This window comes from Pseudanabaena yagii GIHE-NHR1, from assembly GCF_012863495.1.
In the GTDB taxonomy this organism is placed as follows: domain Bacteria; phylum Cyanobacteriota; class Cyanobacteriia; order Pseudanabaenales; family Pseudanabaenaceae; genus Pseudanabaena; species Pseudanabaena yagii.
Window position 1 is genome coordinate 2,309,397 of the sequence record NZ_JAAVJL010000001.1, and the last position, 19,969, is coordinate 2,329,365.

General features: G+C 43.5%; 10 protein-coding genes and 4 pseudogenes. All 14 read left to right on the top strand.

The window, feature by feature from the left end:
• Window positions 1-20 precede the first annotated feature (20 nt).
• Window positions 21-1,520, top strand: coding sequence for an ABC transporter ATP-binding protein (locus tag HC246_RS10580; protein WP_169363358.1), 1,500 nt, complete (start codon window positions 21-23; stop codon window positions 1,518-1,520).
• Window positions 1,495-2,601, top strand: a complete 1,107-nt coding sequence (locus HC246_RS10585) for an ABC transporter permease (protein ID WP_169363359.1) — start codon at window positions 1,495-1,497, stop codon at window positions 2,599-2,601. The genes HC246_RS10580 and HC246_RS10585 overlap by 26 nt, the downstream gene beginning before the upstream one ends.
• Window positions 2,602-2,616: 15 nt before the next feature.
• Complete coding sequence (locus HC246_RS10590) at window positions 2,617-3,582, top strand: ABC transporter permease (protein ID WP_169363360.1); 966 nt, start codon at window positions 2,617-2,619, stop codon at window positions 3,580-3,582.
• Between the two features lie 129 nt (window positions 3,583-3,711).
• On the top strand, window positions 3,712-5,010 hold the full coding sequence (locus HC246_RS10595) for a P-loop NTPase fold protein (RefSeq protein ID WP_169363361.1): 1,299 nt from the start codon (window positions 3,712-3,714) through the stop codon (window positions 5,008-5,010).
• 32 nt (window positions 5,011-5,042) lie between these two features.
• The gene (locus HC246_RS10600; protein WP_169363362.1) at window positions 5,043-10,694 is read left to right on the top strand and encodes a WD40 repeat domain-containing protein; all 5,652 of its coding nucleotides are present in this window, start codon (window positions 5,043-5,045) and stop codon (window positions 10,692-10,694) included.
• Window positions 10,695-11,247: 553 nt separating this feature from the next.
• A pseudogene (locus HC246_RS10605) lies at window positions 11,248-12,235 on the top strand (IS110 family transposase).
• Complete coding sequence (locus HC246_RS10610) at window positions 12,232-12,738, top strand: Uma2 family endonuclease (protein ID WP_225902936.1); 507 nt, start codon at window positions 12,232-12,234, stop codon at window positions 12,736-12,738. The pseudogene HC246_RS10605 and the gene HC246_RS10610 overlap by 4 nt, the downstream one beginning before the upstream one ends.
• An 88-nt stretch (window positions 12,739-12,826) precedes the next feature.
• Window positions 12,827-13,676, top strand: a pseudogene (locus tag HC246_RS27120) (IS4 family transposase); the annotation flags it as partial.
• 70 nt (window positions 13,677-13,746) lie between these two features.
• Window positions 13,747-14,789: pseudogene (locus HC246_RS10625) on the top strand (IS630 family transposase).
• Between the two features lie 3 nt (window positions 14,790-14,792).
• Window positions 14,793-15,002, top strand: a pseudogene (locus HC246_RS10630) (IS4 family transposase); the annotation flags it as partial.
• A gap of 391 nt (window positions 15,003-15,393) precedes the next feature.
• Window positions 15,394-18,885: a tetratricopeptide repeat protein gene (locus HC246_RS25870; RefSeq protein ID WP_225902937.1), complete on the top strand. Its 3,492-nt coding sequence runs from the start codon at window positions 15,394-15,396 to the stop codon at window positions 18,883-18,885.
• An 11-nt stretch (window positions 18,886-18,896) separates the two neighbouring features.
• Window positions 18,897-19,157, top strand: coding sequence for a hypothetical protein (locus HC246_RS10640; RefSeq protein WP_169363365.1), 261 nt, complete (start codon window positions 18,897-18,899; stop codon window positions 19,155-19,157).
• A complete protein-coding gene (locus HC246_RS10645) occupies window positions 19,144-19,497 on the top strand; it encodes a type II toxin-antitoxin system PemK/MazF family toxin (RefSeq protein ID WP_169363366.1) in 354 nt (117 codons plus the stop codon). The genes HC246_RS10640 and HC246_RS10645 overlap by 14 nt, the downstream gene beginning before the upstream one ends.
• Window positions 19,498-19,537: 40 nt before the next feature.
• Window positions 19,538-19,867, top strand: coding sequence for a DUF433 domain-containing protein (locus tag HC246_RS10650; RefSeq protein WP_169363367.1), 330 nt, complete (start codon window positions 19,538-19,540; stop codon window positions 19,865-19,867).
• The last annotated feature ends 102 nt before the right edge of the window (window positions 19,868-19,969 follow it).

Consider the following 19,969-nt stretch of genomic DNA (forward strand, 5'->3'; position numbering starts at 1 on the left):
TTTGACGTTATGGTACAAACATGAAAGTTGAATTACGCCATATTTATAAGTCTTTTGGAAATGTCAAGGCAAATCATGATATTTCCATGACAGTTGAGGCAGGAACTGTATATGGCATCTTGGGTGAAAATGGGGCAGGAAAAAGCACTTTATCCAAAGTTCTGAGTGGTTTTATTACTAAGGACTCGGGCAAGATCCTATTGGATGAAACGGAAGTGGAGATTAAAACTCCTGCGGATGCTATCCGTTCAGGGATTGGGATGCTGCATCAAGATCCTCTAGACTTCCCTTCTCTGTCGGTACTTGATAATTTTATGGCAGGGAGAAGCGCTTTAGGTCATCAGAGAGCCAAAACTAGTAATCGTGCTGATTTAATTAGAGAACTGCGACAGCTTTCGGCAACTTTTGGCTTTGACTTACCTCCTAATGAAATCCTCAGTAATCTCACTGTCGGAGAACGTCAACAGTTAGAAATATTGCGGTTATTGTCCCTTGGGGTCAAGACTCTCATCCTTGATGAGCCAACTACAGGTATTTCGGCTTCGCAAAAAACAGCTCTATTTGCGGCAGTTAAGCAATTGGCGGCGGATGGGAAATCAATCATTTTTGTATCTCACAAATTAGAAGATGTAGAGGAACTATGCGATCACCTCATGGTGATGCGTCAGGGTAAAGTAATTGGCGAAGCGGAAGTTAAAGGGCGTGACTCCCATGAGTTAGCTGCATCCTTAGTAGATATGATGTTTGGGCGGGAGCTTGCCATACCTGCTAAGCATGGGATTAACATCCAACAAACGGAACCTGCTCTTGTCATTCAGGATTTGCTAATTGAAGGCGATCGCTTAAGTTTGCAGATTGATCAATTAACGGTTAATGCAGGTGAGGTAATTGGGCTAGCGGGCTTGGAAGGTAATGGACAACAGTTGCTGTTGCTGGCTTGTGCGGGGTTACTCAAGCCCAGCGCTGGCAAGATCCGCATTAGTGATGTGGATATGACCAATCGCGCCTATCGTAATTTCTTGAAGGCGGGAATTGGCTATTTGCCAGCCGATCGCCTACAGGATGGTTTAATTCGCGGACTGTCAATCCATGAACATTTCATGTTGCGTCAATCCCATTCAGGCTTTTTGATTAATTGGCGGGATACGCGCAAATTTGCTCATCAAGCCATCGAGAATTTTAATATTCGAGGAAAACCTTCTACTAAAGTTGAGCGGTTATCGGGTGGCAATCAGCAACGCACCCAAATATCACTTTTGCCAGATCACTTAAATCTATTATTAATGGAACAACCAACCAGAGGTTTAGATATCGAATCGAGCCTATGGATTTGGAAGCAGATGATGGCTCGGTGCGAAAAAGGAATGATGATTTTATTCATATCTTCCGATCTCGATGAGATTTTGCAATATAGCGATCGCATTCTTGTATTTTGTGGCGGCAAGGTCTCACAGCCTATTGATGCGAAAACTCTAACAGTTGATAAACTAGGTCATGCGATCGGAGGAAGGTTTGCATAGTCCCTTACAAAATTTCTTACAAAATTTCCAATTTCTCCAAAAACTACCCAGAGCCACCTACTTTCGGATTGGTTCTTTCATTGTGGCGCTATTGTTTATTGGGGCGGTGATCTTGCTTTCCAGTGGCTCACCACCTCAAGTAGCGATGGGTATGTGGAATGGGGCTTTTGGCAGTAGCGATCGCTTTGCTAGGGTCATTTCTACCCTTTGCCCTCTATTGCTTGCTTCCTGCGGATTAATTTTTACCTTTACCGCAGGCTTGTATAACCTAGGGATTGAAGGTCAAATTACCGCAGGTGCGATCGCCTCGACCTTCTTGCTCAGAATGATTCCCGAAGGATTCCCTCCTGCGATCACCATCACCCTTGCGATCATCGCTGGAATTGTAGGCGGCGGATTATGGGGCTTACTCACAGGATTTCTCAACATCTTTGGCAAGGTCAGCGAGATTTTTGCTGGTTTAGGCATGAACTTTACGGCTCAAGGACTGGCGCTATATCTTGTCTTTGGTCCTTGGAAGCGATCAGGCGTTGCCTCCATGAGTGGTACGGAGCCTTTTAGTGATGCGTTATCGCTGCCGACTGTTGGTAATACTGAGTTTAGCCCGATCGCTTTAGCGATCGCCATCGTCGCATTGATTGTGACGGCGATCGCGATTCGAGCCACTTACTATGGTCTAAAGCTCAAAGCGGTGGGCAATAATCTTCGCGCTGCCTATGTGTTAGGGATTCCTGCGATCTCGCAAATGTTGAGCAGTTTTCTCATCTGTGGCGCATTAGCTGGTATCGCGGGATCATTGCAAGTAGTCGCCGTATTCCATCGGCTCATTCCCAATGTTTCTAGCAATTTAGGATTTTTGGCACTGCTGGTAGTGATGCTGATTAATTACAATCCCTTCTGGGTCTTACCAATCGCCTTTTTGTTCAGCTCCCTCAATGTTGGTAGTTTAGAACTACCTCTATCACTAAGTTTAGATTCTTCTCTTTCTGGGATTATTCAAGGCGCATTGCTACTGTTCGCGATTCTTGGCGAAGGTTTAGCGAAATTATCCAAGGAAACAGGATCTTCCCAGACCAATTAATGTAGACATAAATTCATGGACATCATCACAATTCTTGCCACAGCGATCGCTACTTCCACACCTCTGATTTTTGCCAGCATTGGCGAAACTATCACCGAGCGGGCTGGCGTAATTAACCTATCTGCGGAAGGGACGATATTGATGTCAGCGATGACAGGCTTTGCGGTGGCAAAGTTTTCTAATAACTTGCTCTTGGGCTTTGGAGCGGCGGCTCTCGTTGGTGCAGCGATCGCTTTAGTTGTGGCAGTTGGCGCAATTACTCTCAAGCAATCTCAAGTATCCATTGGCTTTGTATTAGCGTTGATGTGTAGTGATTTATCTTCTTTTTTAGGTAATCCCGTTGTCAGGGTTGAAGGTATTACGGTTCCGAGTTTTAAAATCCCTATTTTAGAGAACATTCCTATTTTAGGAAAACTGCTATTTCAGAGCGATCTGTTAGTCTACAGCAGCTATATTTTAATTCTCGGTTCATGGTTCTATTTCTATCGCACTCAAGGTGGTTTAATCCTCCGCACAGTTGGCGAACAACCAGCCGCAGCCTTTGCTAGGGGCACGAATGTGATTAAAATGCGCTATATCTATACGCTCCTCGGTGGTGCATTAATGGGGATCGCAGGAGCCGCTTTTTCTTTGGATTTTAAAGCAGGATGGAGTCATCGCCACACAGCAGGTTATGGCTGGATTGCCCTAGCGATCGTGATTTTTGGCGGCTGGAATCCTCTACGAGTTGCCTTAGGCGCTTATCTCTTTGGGATTTTACAATCTCTAGCTAGCGTCGCTCAGAGCGCAATTCCTGACGTACCGACACAGGTATTTAATACGGCTCCCTTTGTATTGATGATTTTAATGCTGGCACTCACTTCAGGAAAATGGCTCGATCGCTTAATCTCTGCTCTACCGCGATCGGTTAGACAAGGAATATTAAATACGGTCAGGACTACGCCACCTGCATCATTAGGAAGGGTATTTGATCAGGATTAAATATAAAACCCCAAAACCTTTGGCGCACGCTGCGCGTGCGCCAAAGGTTTTGGTTCTGTTTTTTTAATTACGCCTAGCTACTTATGTGATAATTGCGATCGCACATCTTCACCACGCAAAACCTTAGATATGGATCTGGAACTTTCTCGATTTTATAAGGCTTGCAATCCCACGCATCCCCTCGACTCCAGTAATGAAGAGGATCGCAGTTATTATGTTGACCTCTCAACGGTGCGCGGGGCAAAACTGATTGAGAGCATGGTACGCACGATCGCAAGAATTGCTCCCGATGAGGCAACTTGTCAGTTATTTACAGGGCATATTGGCTGTGGCAAGTCAACTGAGCTTTTGCGGTTGAAATATTTATTGGAGCAGCAAAAATTTCATGTGGTTTATTTTGAATGCGATCGCCAGTTAGAACTGAGTGATGTCGATGTTAGTGATGTATTGCTAGCGATCGCTGGGCAAATCAGCAAAAGTCTTGAAGATCAAAACATCAACTTAGCAGTGCCAGAGTATTTTAAAAAATTATTTGGCGAACTTAAAGATGTGTTTAAAACTAATCTCGATCTGAGTGCCAACTTTAAGCTTTCTGTAGGGATTGCTGAAATTACTGCCCAAGCAAAAAATAGTCAGTCTTTGCGTCGGCAAATGCGCGAAAAATTGGAATCCCGAACAAGTAGCATTATCAATTCAATAAATAAAGAGATCTTGGCTCCTGCAAAGCAAAAACTGAAAGCCAAGAATATGGCAGGATTGGTGGTCATCGTAGATAACCTCGATCGCATCGAAAATCGAATTGATCCCAAAGAACAAGCTAAAGCTGGATATTTGTTTGTAGAGCGTGGCGATCAATTACGTGGATTAGATTGCCATATGTTGTATACAGTGCCTTTGTTATTGACCTTTTCTAATGATGTGGCGATCGTCACTAGTCGATTTGGAACCGATATTAGAACTTTGCCGATGGTTCCTGTAGTTTTGAAAGATGGAAATATCTGCGATGTGGGTATAGCATTATTGCGTCAAATCGTGATGTCGAGAGCTTTCCCAACTGTAAATCCAGTGCAGCGTATCGGTGCTGAATATGTAAGCAAAGTATTTGATACATCTGCAACCCTCGATCGCTTATGTCAAGTTAGTGGCGGTCATGTTCGTAATTTATTTCGCTTGCTGTATGCTTGTTTGCAACAGGACGATCCACCAATTACGGCAGAGTTATTAGAGAGCATTATCTCTAAGGAACGTAATGATGTCACTAAAACAATTACTGATGATGAATGGAAATTAATTAGTGAGGTACAGCAAGATAAGAAGGTAAGCGGTGAGTCGGAATATCAAACATTGATCAAGAGCAGATTTGTGTTTGAGTATGAGTATCAAAATGAAAGTTGGTTTGACATAAATCCCATTCTAATTGCTAAGTAAGAAAAGTAGAGCAATAAGCAGGCGAGAAAACTATGAGTGTTGCTGATGTTAATCAAAAGTCTTTGAGGCAGTTAACGCGCATTGTCCAGTTATCCCAAGGCTTTTCATTGTCGATCGCCTTATCTAACTATCGCGTATTACAAAAGCGCGTACTACAAGACTTGCGATCGCAACTTGCTGAGAATGGCTTACCTGAGACTGCAATCGCTACACTTGAACTAAAACCTGATGCGAAGACTTTGCTAGCACCGATTCAGGAATTGATGGGCGAGGTGCATCAATTGCCAACTGAGCAGAAGCCCAAGGTGTTAATGGTTTTGGGATTGGATGCGGTTACGGAAATCGAAGCGGTTTTGAAATCGGCGAATCGGGTCAGGGAGGAATTTGCCAATTGTTTAGAGTTTCCGATGATTTTGTGGCTGAACGATCGCACTCAGGATATTTTGACCCGTGAGGCGAGCGATCTGGCGAACTGGACTACGGCGGGGGCGATCGAGTTTCAGCTTGAGACGGAAGAACTAAAGGATTTAGTCCAAGTGTCAACTGAGGCAATGTTCGATCGCTTTATTGAGATTGACAAGCGAGAAACTTCTCTTCATGCTGAAATTTCTACTAGTTCACAGCAGTTTGAACTGATGTCAGCGATCACCGAATTAGAGGATCAAGAAATTGCGATCACGCCAGAATTAAGAGCTAATCTAGATTTTGCTTTTGGTTGTATTGCCTTTACAGACAAGGAGATTACACAGGCGCAAGAATTTTTTCAAAAAAGCTTAGAAATTTTTGCAGAATGCGATCGACTCAAACAGGCGATTTGTTTGTTGCAATTGGGAATGTGTGAGTTTAATCTTGCCTTTAGCGATCGCTATCATAAGCAACCTTTTTACGAGTCTTCTCAAAAATACTTTGCTGAAAGTATCCATCTTTTTCGTCAATTGGAACGCTGGGATTTGGTGGCGGCATATATTAATTTTTTGATGGCGACAATGGAGGAATTGTTGAGTCGGGAAGCCCTCACCCCCAACCTCTCTCCCTCTGGGAGAGGGGAGCAAGAAGTAGATCTAACTCCCCCTCTCCTGCGGGAGAGGGGGCTGGGGGGTGAGGGCTTAGAATCTCTCGCCCATGAAGCCTTAGCTTTACATCAAACCTATCCCAATCAACTACGAGAGGCGCACGATCGCGCCATACTTGCATCGATCAAACTTAGGGAAAAGGACTATCGATCGGCGAAAGAGTTTGCAGAATTGGCTTTGGCGCTCTATCACGAAGGAGAAGCTCTGAAACTATCGAATTTAAGTTTTTCCAAGCGTTATGGCTATGGGAAGTATGAGATCTGGTTGGCGAGAGCTTTGGAGGGATTGGGCGATCGCCAAGGTGCGATTAGGCGGCTGGAAGCGGTCAAGGCTAGCTGGAATCATCAGTACGATGCTCAGATCTATGTGGCAGTTTTGGAGGAGTTGCGATCGCTTTACACATCAGTAGGACTATATCTAGAAGCCTTTGAAACTAAGCAACATCAGCGATCGGTGGAGCAGCAGTACGGATTACGCGCTTTTATTGGCGCAGGTACGCTCAATCCAAAACGAGAAGGCAATAATCCTGATCCCTATACGAATGTTGCGCCGCCGCCCGATGAGATTGCTCAAGAGATTGAGGCTTCGGGAAGAATGCCAGATGTGGAGAAATTGGTCGATCGCATTGGTCAGGCAAGATTTCCGTTAACGGTGGTGCATGGGGATTCGGGTGCGGGGAAAAGTTCGATTTTGAGTGGTGGGGTGATTCCTGCGTTACGGCTCAGAGAGAGCTTTGATGGGCGTAGGGTTTTAGTTTTGGCGGTGAAAACCTATAAAGATTGGAGTGGCGAAATTCGGCGGCAGTTACAGAATTATTTCCCCGATCGCGATCACGATATCGATCCGATTCATCATTTCAAGCGGAATATTGATGAGAATTATTTGACGGTTTTAATATTCGATCAGTTTGAGGATTTCTTTTTTAAGAAGGAAGATTTTCGCGATCGCTTGCCGTTTTATAAGTTCCTGAAGGCTTGTTTGCATACAGATTTTGTGCGGGTGGTGTTGTCGTTGCGCGAGGACTATCTGCATTATTTGTTGGAATGCGATCGGGCTGTGGATTTGGAAAAAGTAGAGAATGACATTCTCGGTAAGCAGGTGCGGTACTATTTGGGGGATTTTACGCAGAAGCAGGCGCGACAGGTGATCGAGGCTTTGACTAGGCGATCGCAGTTACGGTTGGAGCCTGAGTTGATTGATCGCCTTGTGACGGATTTGAGCGGTGAGCAGTTGCGGATTTTGCCGATTGAGTTGCAGGTGGTGGGGGCGCAGTTGGAGTCGGAGGTTCCACCAATCGCGAATCTGCGTGAGTATCTTGCCTTGACGGGGGATACGCAGCGTAAGTCGAGTGAGGTGTTGGTGGAGCGGTGGTTGGAGAATGTAGTGCGGGACTGTGGGGTGGCGAATAAGGAGTTGGCGGAGAGGGTGTTGTATGCGTTGACGGGGAATGAGGAGAAGCGTCCGCAAAAGACGCAAGCGGAGCTTGCTAGTGAGTTGTTGCCCTCTTCAGCCCCCCAGAATTTTGGGGAAACAGAGGAGGTTTCTAAAGCCCCCCTAGCCCCCCAATTCTGGGGGGGACAAGAGAATGACCATGTTTCAAAGTCCCCCAGTATTGGGGGATTTAGGGGGCTAGATAACATTGCTTCGGAGAATGGAGGAGCAGAAAATCTCTCGCTGGTGCTAGCCGTTCTCGTTGGTTCTGGGCTTGCTTTTCGGGTGAGTAGTTCCCCTGATGATCGCTTTCAGTTGATTCATGATTATTTGGTTAGCTTTATTCGCAAGAAGTACAAGATAGATTGGGCGGCGGAGTTGATGGAAGAACGAAAGAAACGGGAGTTAGCGGAAAAAGAGAAAGATATCTATGCTGTTGCGAATCGTAAAGCATGGCAAAGAATCAGGGTGGGATCGATATTTCTAGGAATTGCTTCTGTGGCGGCTATAGGAATTGGTATTTATGCTGGTAAGACATTTCAGGACTCGCAGAAAGCTATAGCAATTACTCAAATTGAGAAACAGAGCGCTGAAGCAGAGAGACTCTTTAAAACTCAAGAATTTCAAGCCTTTCTCCCTGCGGTGAGAGGTGCAAAACGGCTCAAGACATTCATTAAGGATTCTCAACAAATTGAGCAATATCCTTCAGTAAGTCCTCTTAGTGCTTTGCAACTGATTTTGAGAGATGGACGAGAGCGGTTACAGTTTTGGGAAGTAAACGTCATAGTTTCTCGCGATGGGAAAAGGTTAGCAACCGATATGCACAGAGATGGAACCGTTAGGATTTGGGATTTAGATGGCAAAGAGATTGCGAAACTGCAAGGGCTTCAAAAACAGCAAGGAGAATATATTCGGAGTGTCGAATTTTCTCCCAATAGTACAAGGATCGCGACCATTGGAAATGATAAAACTGTACGAATATGGGATTCAGATGGCAAAGAGATTGCGAAACTGCGAGGGCTTCAAGAGGGGACTTCAAGCGTGGTATTTTCTCCCGATAGTACAAGGATCGCGACCATTGGAAATGATAAAACTGTACGAATATGGGATTCAGATGGCAAAGAGATTGCGAAACTGCGAGGACTTCAAGAGGGGACTTCAAGCGTGGTATTTTCTCCCGATAGTACAAGGATCGCGACCATTGGAAATGATAAAACTGTGCAAATATGGGATTTAGATGGCAAAGAGATTGCGAAATTGCAAGGGCTTCAAGAGTGGGGTTCGAGTGTGGTATTTTCTCCCGATAGTACAAGGATCGCGACCATTGGAAATGATAAAACTGTACGAATATGGGATTCAGATGGCAAAGAGATTGCGAAACTGCGAGGGCTTCAAGAGGGGACTTCAAGTGTGGTATTTTCTCCCGATAGTACAAGGATCGCGACCATTGGAAATGATAAAACTGTGCGAATATGGGATTTGGATGGCAGAGAGATTGCGCAACTGCAAGGGCTTCAAGAGGATATTCGGAGTGTCGAATTTTCTCCCAATAGTACAAGAATCGCTACTATTGGAAACGATAAAACTGTGCGAATATGGGATTCAGATGGTAAAGAGATTGCGAAAATGCAAGAGATTCAAGGGGGGACTTCAAGTGTGGTATTTTCTCCCGATAGCAAAAGATTAGTCATCTTTAGCGAAGGTGGAACCGTTAGAATTTGGGATTTAGACGGCAAAGAAATTGCAAAACTACAAGAGCATCAAACGTTTGCTTCAAGCGTGGTATTTTCTCCTGATGGCAAAAGGATCGCGACCGGTGGCAGAGATGGAATCACTAGGATTTGGGATTTAGATGGTAAAGAGATTACGAAACTGCAAGGGCATCAAGGAGATGTTTTGGGTATCGTATTTTTTCCTGATGGTAAAAAGTTACAGACTTATGGAAAGGATGGAAGTATTAGGATTTGGGATTTAGATGGCAAAGAAATTGCAAAATTGCAAGGGCATCAAGGTTGGCTTTCGAGTGTGGCATTTTCTCCCGATGGCAAAAGATTAACCACCCTTGGCAATGATAAAACTGTGCGAATATGGGATTTAAATGGCAAAGAACTTGCGAAACTGCAAGGGCTTCAAGAGGATATTCGGATTGTCGGATTTTCTCCCGATAGTAAAAGGATCGCTACTATTGGCAATGATAGAACTCCTAGAATATGGGATTTGGATGGTAAAGAGATTGCAAAACTGCAAGGGCATCAAGGAGATGTTTGGAGCATAGTATTTTCTCCCGATGGCAAAAGGATTGCAACAAGTGGTAGTGATGGAATCGCTAGGATTTGGGATTTGGATGGCAGAGAGATTATGAAACTGCAAGGGCATCAAATGTTTGCTTCAAGCGTGGTATTTTCTCCTGATGGCAAAAGGATCGCGACCGGTGGCAGAGATGGAATCGCTAGGATTTGGGATTTGGATGGCAAAGAGATTGCGAAACTGCAAGGGCTTCAAGAATGGGGTTTGAGTGTCGAATTTTCTCCCGATAGCACAAGGATCGCTACCATTGGAAATGATAAAACTGTGCGAATATGGGATTTGGATGGCAAAGAAATTATGAAACTGCAAGGGCTTCAAGGAGGGATTGAGAGAGTAGTATTTTCTCCCGATGGCAAAAGATTAGCCCTTAGTAGTAGCTTTAGCTTTAACAAAAAGGCACTAATTTTGGATTTAGATAGCAAAAAGGTTACGGAACTGCAAGGATTTCAAAATTGGTCTAGTATAATAACATTTCTGCCCGATGGCAAACACTTAGCAATCCTTGATGATAGAGCCGTACAAATATGGGATCTTGAAGGGAAAGAGATAGCAAACCTGCGAGGACATCAAGGAGGGATTGAGAGCGTGGTGTTTTCACCCGATGGCAAACGCTTAGCAACAAGTAGCAAGGACGAAACCGTTCGTATTTGGGATATACAAGGTAGACAGATTGCAGAGTATCAAGGTTACGGATATATCAGCGAAGACTTCCAATTTATCGCCACAGTTCCTAAAGAAAATCCCTCTATCGTCAAACTCTGGCGCATCCAAAACCTAGACGAGATGCTAGATAGCGCCTGTGCGCGGTTACGCCCCTACCTCACCACCAATCCCGATGTTTCTGAAAGTGATAGAAAGCTTTGTGATAAGTAAAAAGGAAAAAGGAAAAAATTTGATTTTGGTTAATTGTGAGGGTCGAGATCTCCGACTTTTTCTGTGTAATTACAGATCACCTTTCTCCACCACCCAAAAAGTCGGAGATCTGTATCCTTCTCAGGCAGACTCAATCCGCAAATGCTACGCCCTCTCCGCTTTCACCGATCGCTTGTCCCTACCCTACCCTCCCCACCTTCGCCGATAAATCGTCCCTAAGTTGCAAAGTTCTGGGCAAAGCATTCCCAAAATAAAGCGATCTTCAAAATTGATAGATTACTGCGGGAATGCTATGCCCCTTTTATCTAGGAAGAAAAGTAAAAGATAAAATCTTTACTACAATCCAAACAAGCAAAAGCAAAGATAAACTCGTTTTGCCCCTAGGGACACCAAGCCCGAACTGTAGATAGAGTCGTCTCTGCTTAAACAGTAGAAACAAGTAAAGACTGGACAGTATCAGAGGTCGCCCAACGGGTAAACCTGCATTCACAAGGATAGTTCAATACCACTGATTGCTTGATGGACAAATCTAGCAAAAAGACTGAAACCACTGATGAACAATAACAATGAAGTATGTGATGTTTTAGGAATAGATATCAGCAAAGCCAAATTTGATGTTGCCCTCATCCAAGGTAACGCCAAAATTAAGAGCAAAGTATTTGCCAACAATCCTGAAGGATTTGCTGAATTACAAGCATGGCTAAACCTTCAAAGTGTCACACATTTGCATAGCTGCATGGAAGCCACCAGTACTTACGGTAATGCTTTAGCTAGATTCTTAGTAGAAAGAGGATACAAAGTAAGTATCGTCAATCCAATCCCGTCCCAAAGCCTTTGGCAAGAGTGAATTAAGTCGCACAAAAACAGACCGTGCTGATGCCAAAGTTATTGCCAGATTTTGTGCTGCTTTAAAACCTGCACCATGGACACCACCACCATTAGAAATTGAGCAACTCCAAGCATTGGTGCATCGTTTAGACAGCTTAACCGCCATGCAGCAACAAGAGCAGAATCGTCTTGCTACGGCTGATCCAATTTTGGTTGAAGCAATTAACTCTCACATTGATTTTCTCAAAGAACAAATTGAGATGACCAAGAAATTGATCCGTCAGCACTTTGATCAACACCCTCATTTGAAATCGCAACAGGATTTATTGACTTCCATTCCTGGTATTGCTGATTTGACTGCAACTGTTTTACTCGCAGAAATTCGTGATATTTCTGCCTTTGATACTGCTGATCAACTGGCAGCTTTTGCGGGTTTAACTCCCCGTGAGTTCTCTTCTGGTTCTTCGATTCATGGCAAACCGCGTTTATCAAAAATTGGTAATTCGCGTTTGCGTAAAGCTCTATTTATGCCTGCGATTGTTGCTCGGCGTTATAATTCACCGATTGCTGCTTTCTGCGATCGCCTTACGGCTAAGGGTAAGTCCAAAATGTCTGTCATTGGCGCTGTCATGCACAAGCTGTTACGACAGGTCTTTGGCGTTCTCAAGTCTCAGCGTTCTTTCGACCCTAATTTTGTTCAAATTCCCTCTTGACTTTTTGCTACTCAAGACAGTATCTACCTGAAAGCGAAAAAATTAAAGTTTTGATTAGAGATTCTGTACAGGTCTTGATGGACGAAATGGAAATTGATTTTGAGGGGTTTGGCTCCAAGACTTTCAAGCGCATGGACAAACTTGCAGGACTAGAACCCGATGACTGCTTCTACATTCAAAACAATGTCGCTATGCGTGGTATCCGCAAACTAGACATGACCATCGATCCGCCACCCGATCTAGCGATCGAGGTAGATGTAACTTCCAAAACTAAGTTTGATGTTTATCGTACCCTTGGTGTGCCTGAACTCTGGCTATACGATCAGAGCTTGAAAATTTATATCTTGTGTGATGGCGATTATGTCGAATCACAGTTAAGCCCTATTTTTGGTGATCTTCCTATCCGTGATGTCATACCGCAGTTTTTAGAGATCAGTCTTAGCCAAGGACGCAGTGCAGCTATGAAGGCTTTTCGGTTATGGATGCAAGAGAACTTATCATAACTAAATACCCTTAGTACAGGACAAAAAGTTGCAAAAGTAGGCAGGGAGGGGTTTTATAAAAGATAACCACATCGTAAATAAAACCCCTATGAAAGAGATTAACCTATTCCGAGAAAAGTTGCAGCAACATCTGCAATGGAATAGAGCAAGACTAGCCTTTGTGTCCATGTTCTTGATCGCGCTAATGCGAGTAAAGACAGTAAACCTAGCTGAAATTGCCACAGGATTTAGTGGTTATGCCAAAGTCGAATCACACTATAAGAGGTTACAGAGATTTTTTCGAGACTTTGAAGTGGACTATGAAAAGATCGCACTCATGGTCGTCAAAGTCATGCAAATCCCCGAACCTTGGGTAATTTCTATCGACCGCACCGATTGGGAATTCGGTAAAACCGTGTTTAATGTGCTGACATTGGGAATAGTGCATTACGGTATTGCATTCCCGTTGGTATGGATGATGCTGGACAAAAAAGTAACTCAAACACCGTGAGCGCTGTGAATTGTGTAATCGATTTCTGGAAATATTTGGAGACCGCAAAATCGACTTTTTGAGTGCAGACCGAGAGTTTGTCGGTGAGGATTGGTTAGATTACTTGTTGTGTGAACCATGTAACCGTTTTCGTATCCGCCGTAAAAATACTTTGCTCAATGACGGGCAGAAAAAACTGCGTGCCGACATTTGTTTTCAAGACCTCCAAGTTGGTCAGTCCAAAGTATTGTCCAAGCCCAGAAAGGTTTGGAACCATTGGCTTCGTATAGCCGCTATGCGTCTTGATGATGGCGATTTATTAATTGTCGCGACGACTCATGACCCTGATACGGCTATTGCTGACTATGCTAAGCGTTGGGCTATTGAGACTTTATTCGGGTGCTTTAAAACCCGTGGCTTTTGTTTGGAGTCCACTCATCTTCAAGATCCTGAACGTCTTTCCAAACTATACCTTGACAGGGGGTAGACTTTATTTTTCATAAGAGTAAAGATGGAAGAAACGTTAACTTTTCTCCAAGATGCTCCGAATAACATTTACCAAGGAAGAAATAGATGCGCTGCATTACGAAAGATTCCATCATCCGCATCCACGAGTGCAGAGAAAAATGGAAGCACTATACCTAAAAAGCCAGAAATACGCGCACAAGGAAATTACACAACTGCTAAGAATCAGTGAACCGACACTGTTGAACTATTTACGAGATTATAAAGAAGGTGGGATAAGCAAACTGAAAGAACTGACCTTTAATCGCCCCCAGAGTGAACTAAAACAGCATCAAGAAAGTTTAGAGATATATTTTCGAGAACATCCACCTAAAACGCTGGCTCATGCAGCAGCAAAAATTACTGAGTTGACAGGGATTGTCCGTAGTCGAGAACAGGTGCGTCATTTCCTGAAATCGATGGGAATGAGTTGTCGTCGAGTGGGGCTAATACCTGCAAAGGCTGACCCAGCAGCACAAGAGGAATTTCTTAAAAAAAACTAGAACCGCGCTTAGAGGAAGCTAAATCTGGACAAAGAGCCGTTTTCTTTGTTGATGCTGCTCACTTTGTCCTTGGAGCCTATTTAGGCTTTTTGTGGTGTTTTGAACGCTTGTTTCTTAAATCTGGGTCGGGAAGGCAGCGTTTTAATGTCCTCGGTGCACTTAATGCTGTTACTCATGAGTTGATTACTGTGACTAATGATTCTTACATCAATGCTCAAAGTGTTTGTGACTTACTCCACAAACTTGCGGCTTTGGGTTTGACTATACCCATTACTCTTGTCTTGGATAATGCTCGTTATCAAAAGTGTGTTTTAGTTTTTGAGTTGGCTCAGTCATTAAATATCGAGCTTCTTTATTTGACTACTTACTCTCCAAACTTAAACTTGATTGAGCGTCTTTGGAAATTTGTGAAGAAACAGTGTCTCTACTCCGTCTATTACCCTGATTTTGATTCTTTCAAGTTTGCTATTGCTTCTTGCCTTGAGAATTCCCGCACTACTCATAAAGCAGCTTTGGATTCTTTATTGACTTTGCGCTTTCAGTCTTTTGATAATGTTAAGTCTATTCCCTGTTAAGGTATAATTGCTTTGCTTACTCTGGCTTTATGTTGGGCTTTTTCTTCTGGGCTTTGGTTGGCTCAACTAAATCCCCTCAAGCCTAAAAAACACGGTCGTCTTCCTAAAAGCATTTTTCGCCTTGGTTTTGATTTCCTTCGTCACATCATCTTTGACTTACATCTCAATTCTCAAGCCTTCTTTAACTCCATTAAATTTTTGTCCTGTACTTAGCTAAATACCTATAAAACTATGCGACAGGCGATCTAGATCAGGCGTTAGGGATACTGCAAGCCATTTTGCAAGAATGTCAGCAGAATTTGCTAAAATCTAGGAGTTATTAAAGATCTAAGTTAAATCAATATCTTTTCGATGCAAGATGGCTAATTAACTGTATTGGAAAAAATGCCTTTGCTAGTGAGACTGTAAAAAATTTTGTGTAAACTCAGGCTGAAATTATTGATTATTCGTTAAATTTGCCAATGAAACACTAAAAAAATTACAGTCTCTTGCTAGTAACAGAAACTGGATATAGAAAGATTTTTATCTTGTGTCTCACTGCTTATCTTGTTCATCCTCTTGTCGTAAACGAGTAATAACTGGATTATTTAGTCAATCAGATATCATGGCTCATTCCATTCCTTACATCTCGCGTCAATCGGCTGAGGATTTACAAAATTCTTTTGTGAGGGCTTTGGCTGAGCCTGCCGCGTATCCAGTGATGTTTTATATTTGGGGTATCGGTGGTGTGGGCAAGTCTACTCTGAAAAGACGATTAGTAGACACCCATTGCCAACAGGCTGATTTTACAGAAGTGTCGTTTGGATTAACTGAGGGGATTAATACGCCTATTGAGTTAATGGCAAAATTGCATTCACAGTTACCGCCATTAGCATTTTGGCAAAGAGATCTACTAGCAAAAGATCCATTTCAGACTTTATATGACGAATATCAACAAACAGCCAATCAACTGCAAACTGAATCGATTGACGGTAAAAAGTTAGTTGATAAAGAACAGTTGGATCATGTAAAAAGTTTGCTTAAGGCAGGGGCGAGTGCATTAGGAGATCTGATGCCAATATCGGGATTGAGTAAGCCTGTACTAGAGACTACAGCGGAAAGAACGGTTGATATAGCAGGGATGTTATTGACGGAAAAGGATCATTGGCAGCAGGTGTTACAACAGCATCGAGCAACAAAGAAAAACAAAGAATTACAGGCTTTGATGTTAGAGCCGATTCCTAAATTGACTAAAGCTTTTGCGGAGGCTTTGGTACAACGATCGCAACAGACTAAAAAGACGGTGGTATTAGTGCTGGATACCTACGAAAAAGTCACATCGGATCTAGATCGTTGGCTATGGCAATCTTTATTAGCAAATACGCAACTTCAGCCGCATCGCGTGCGGTTGGTGGTGGCGGGTAGAAAAAGTTTGTTGGATGAGGAAGCATGGCGCAAGCTTCAGCAGGATCGCAATCTCATTTTTGAGCGTCAATTGGATCGATTTGACCAAAGCCAAACTCAAAAATATTTACAGGATATTGGCATTAAGGATGATGTGGAAATCGCGGCAATCTTTAAGGTTACAAAGGGACTGCCCTACTATCTCAATTGGGTGCGACAGAAACAGGAAAAAGGTAAACCGATTAGTTTTGCTCAGGGTAATCAAGGGATTGTCAAGTTATTGCTACAGGGTTTGAATGATAAGGAAAAGCAAGCATTACAAATCGCAGCTTGTTGTCGGTGGTTCGAGCGCCGATTGATTCAGCATTTGCTGGAACAGCAGTCTGAGTTGAACTGGGAAAATGGACAAAGTTGTTATGATTGGTTGATCCAAAGAGAATTTGTGGAGCCAATCCAAAGGTTTTATCGACTCGATGATGTGGCGCGAGATGTGTTTCGAGAATCTCTCTGGCAAGAATCTATTGAACAATTTGCCCAAACCCATAAAATCATTGCTGATTATTACAACGTTCAAGGCGATCGGGTGATTGCGCCTGAGAGTCATGTCAGCGAAAAATATGCTAGTGCCGAATGGTGTCGCTACAAGGCTGAAGCGCTTTATCACATTTGCTTTGCCGCCAATCGAGATATTCGCCAAGTCCTTTTGACTCATCTTTTTGAATCCCATTATTTTAATCAAACTGATGTAATCAAAACTCTCTTTACCGTGATCGCTAGTGAATTTAGTCTCGAATCTCATGGTTTATTGACTGAAAGTACACGCAAATTTTTGAGTACGATCCAGCCAGCAGTGATGAATGGATCGATGGTTTTAGAAAAGGAAGTTGTCAGAACCGAAGAATTAGACAAACTAAATCTCTCTCGCTCTCAACTAGAATCGACAAGGCAAATCTGCTTTGGTCAAATCCCATCTTTAGAAGGTTTAGCGAAGTTTGCGGCGCTCATTTACAAAGCGAAGATTGTCCCTAAAGCTCAACGGCTTCAATGGTTACAACAAGCAAAGAAAATTGCTGAGCATATCGTCACAGAGGCAAATCCCGAATTTAGCTCTGGCTTGTTCTTATGGGATTTAGGCGATGCTTTCATTGAAGCAGAAAACTACGAAGAAGTGATCGCTTCCTATGACAGAGCCGTAGAAATCAAACCTGACTACCACGAAGCATGGTACAACCGAGGCATTGCGCTAGATAATTTAGGAAGATACGAAGAAGAGATCGCCTCCTATGACCAAGCCGTAGCCATCAAACCTGACTTACACCAAGCATGGTACAACCGAGGTGTTGCGCTAGATAATTTAGGAAGATACGAAGAAGAGATCGCCTCCTATGACCAAGCCGTAGCCATCAAACCTGACAAACACGAAGCATGGAACAACCGAGGTGTTGCGCTAGTTAATTTAGGAAGAAATGAAGAAGCGATCGCCTCCTATGACCGAGCCGTAGCCATCAAACCTGACAAACACGAAGCATGGAACAACCGAGGCATTGCGCTAGGTAATTTAGGAAGATACGAAGAAGCGATCGCTTCCTATGACAGAGCCGTAGAAATCAAACCTGACTTCCACGAAGCATGGAACAACCGAGGCATTGCGCTAGATAATTTAGGAAGATACGAAGAAGCGATCGCCTCCTATGACCGAGCCGTAGCCATCAAACCTGACTTCCACGAAGCATGGTACAACCGAGGCTTTGCGCTAGGTAATTTAGGAAGATACGAAGAAGCGATCGCTTCCTATGACCGAGCCGTAGCCATCAAACCTGACAAACACGAAGCATGGAACAACCGAGGCATTGCGCTAGGTAATTTAGGAAGATACGAAGAAGCGATCGCTTCCTATGACAGAGCCGTAGCCATCAAACCTGATGACCACGAAGCATGGAACAACCGAGGCATTGCGCTAGGTAATTTAGGAAGATACGAAGAAGCGATCGCTTCCTATGACAGAGCCGTAGAAATCAAACCTGATGACCACGAAGCATGGAACAACCGAGGCATTGCGCTAGGTAATTTAGGAAGATACGAAGAAGCGATCGCTTCCTATGACAGAGCCGTAGCCATCAAACCTGATGACCACGAAGCATGGAACAACCGAGGCTTTGCGCTAGATAATTTAGGAAGATACGAAGAAGCGATCGCCTCCTATGACCGAGCCGTAGCCATCAAACCTGACTTCCACGAAGCATGGTACAACCGAGGCTTTGCGCTAGGTAATTTAGGAAGATACGAAGAAGCGATCTCTTCCTACGATAAAACATTAGAAATAAAACCTGACTACCACTATGCTTGGGATAATCGAGGTGATGCGCTAAGAGATCTAAATAGATATGAAGAAGCGATCTCATCTTATGACAAAGCCTTAGAGATAAAACCTGACTACCACTATGCTTGGAGCAGTCGAGGTTATGCATTTTTGAGGTTAGGAAAATTTGATGAGGCTCTTGCTAGCTTTGAGAAAGAAATGGAATTTAATGAGGGTAGCGCTTATTATGACAAAGCCTGTTTCTATGTAGTACAGAATCAAATTGATGAAGCTATTCTCAACCTACAAAAAACAATTGAGATAGATAGTGAAGAATATCTTAATAGAGCAAAGACCGACTCAGATTTTGACAACATCCGCCACGATCCACGCTTTCAAGCCTTGATACAATAGGAGAAAACACCATGACTACCCTACTCGAACAAGCCTTTACCGCCGCTTCTGCACTACCTCAGACAGAACAAGATGCGATCGCCCATGATATCTTCCGAAGACTTGAAGCCAGAAAAAAGTCTCGCCGATCTTTACTAAAAATGCCATTAGAACAACGCCGCCAAATCCTTGCTCAGCAAGCAGAAAAGATGGTAGAGCATTATCAACAAAATCCAGAATGGAAAGAACTAGGAGCAGGAGATATTCTTGAGTATAGCCATGAAACCAAATAGAGGTGAAATCTGGCTGGTCAATCTTGAGCCAACCGTCGGTGCGGAAATTCGGAAAACTAGACCAGTGGTTGTGATTAGCTCAGATGCGATCGGCAAATTACCCATAAAACTGATTGCTCCCATTACTGACTGGAAACCATATTTCGAGGAAAACATCTGGCATATCAAGATTGAGCCAGATAGCACGAATGGATTAAGTAAAGTCTCAGCAATTGATACGCTTCAACTAAGAGGTTTAGATACCACAAGGTTTATCCGACAACTAGGGAGAATTTCTGAAGACATAATGATAGAAATTACGATCGCGATCGCTCTAGTAATCGAATATACACCAGAGTAAAAAGCAAGCAAAGACCGAAATCATCAATGGAGATAAACCCATGAGCATAGTTTTAGAACGCGAAGCACCACCCTTTCGAGAAGACGAAACAGGAGCAATTCGCATCGGCAAAACTAGAGTACTTCTAGAACTAGTAATCAGAGCATTCCTAGACGGAGCATCGCCCGAAACCATCGTGCAGCAATACTCTACCCTGTCTCTATCCGATACTTACAGCGCGATCACCTACTACCTTCGCCATCAAGAATCCATAGAAGCCTATCTCCAACAAAGAGAACAAATCGCCGCAAAAGTTCAGCAACGATTCCAAGAACTGCAACCAGATATGAGCCTAATGCGATCGCGCCTATTAGCCAGACGCAATAATTGAAGTTACCGAACAATCAGAATGGGATACGAAAGTGTTGTATTTGCCATTGGTTTAGGATAGCTAAGATTTTGATAACATCCGCCGCGATCGCTGCTTTCAAGC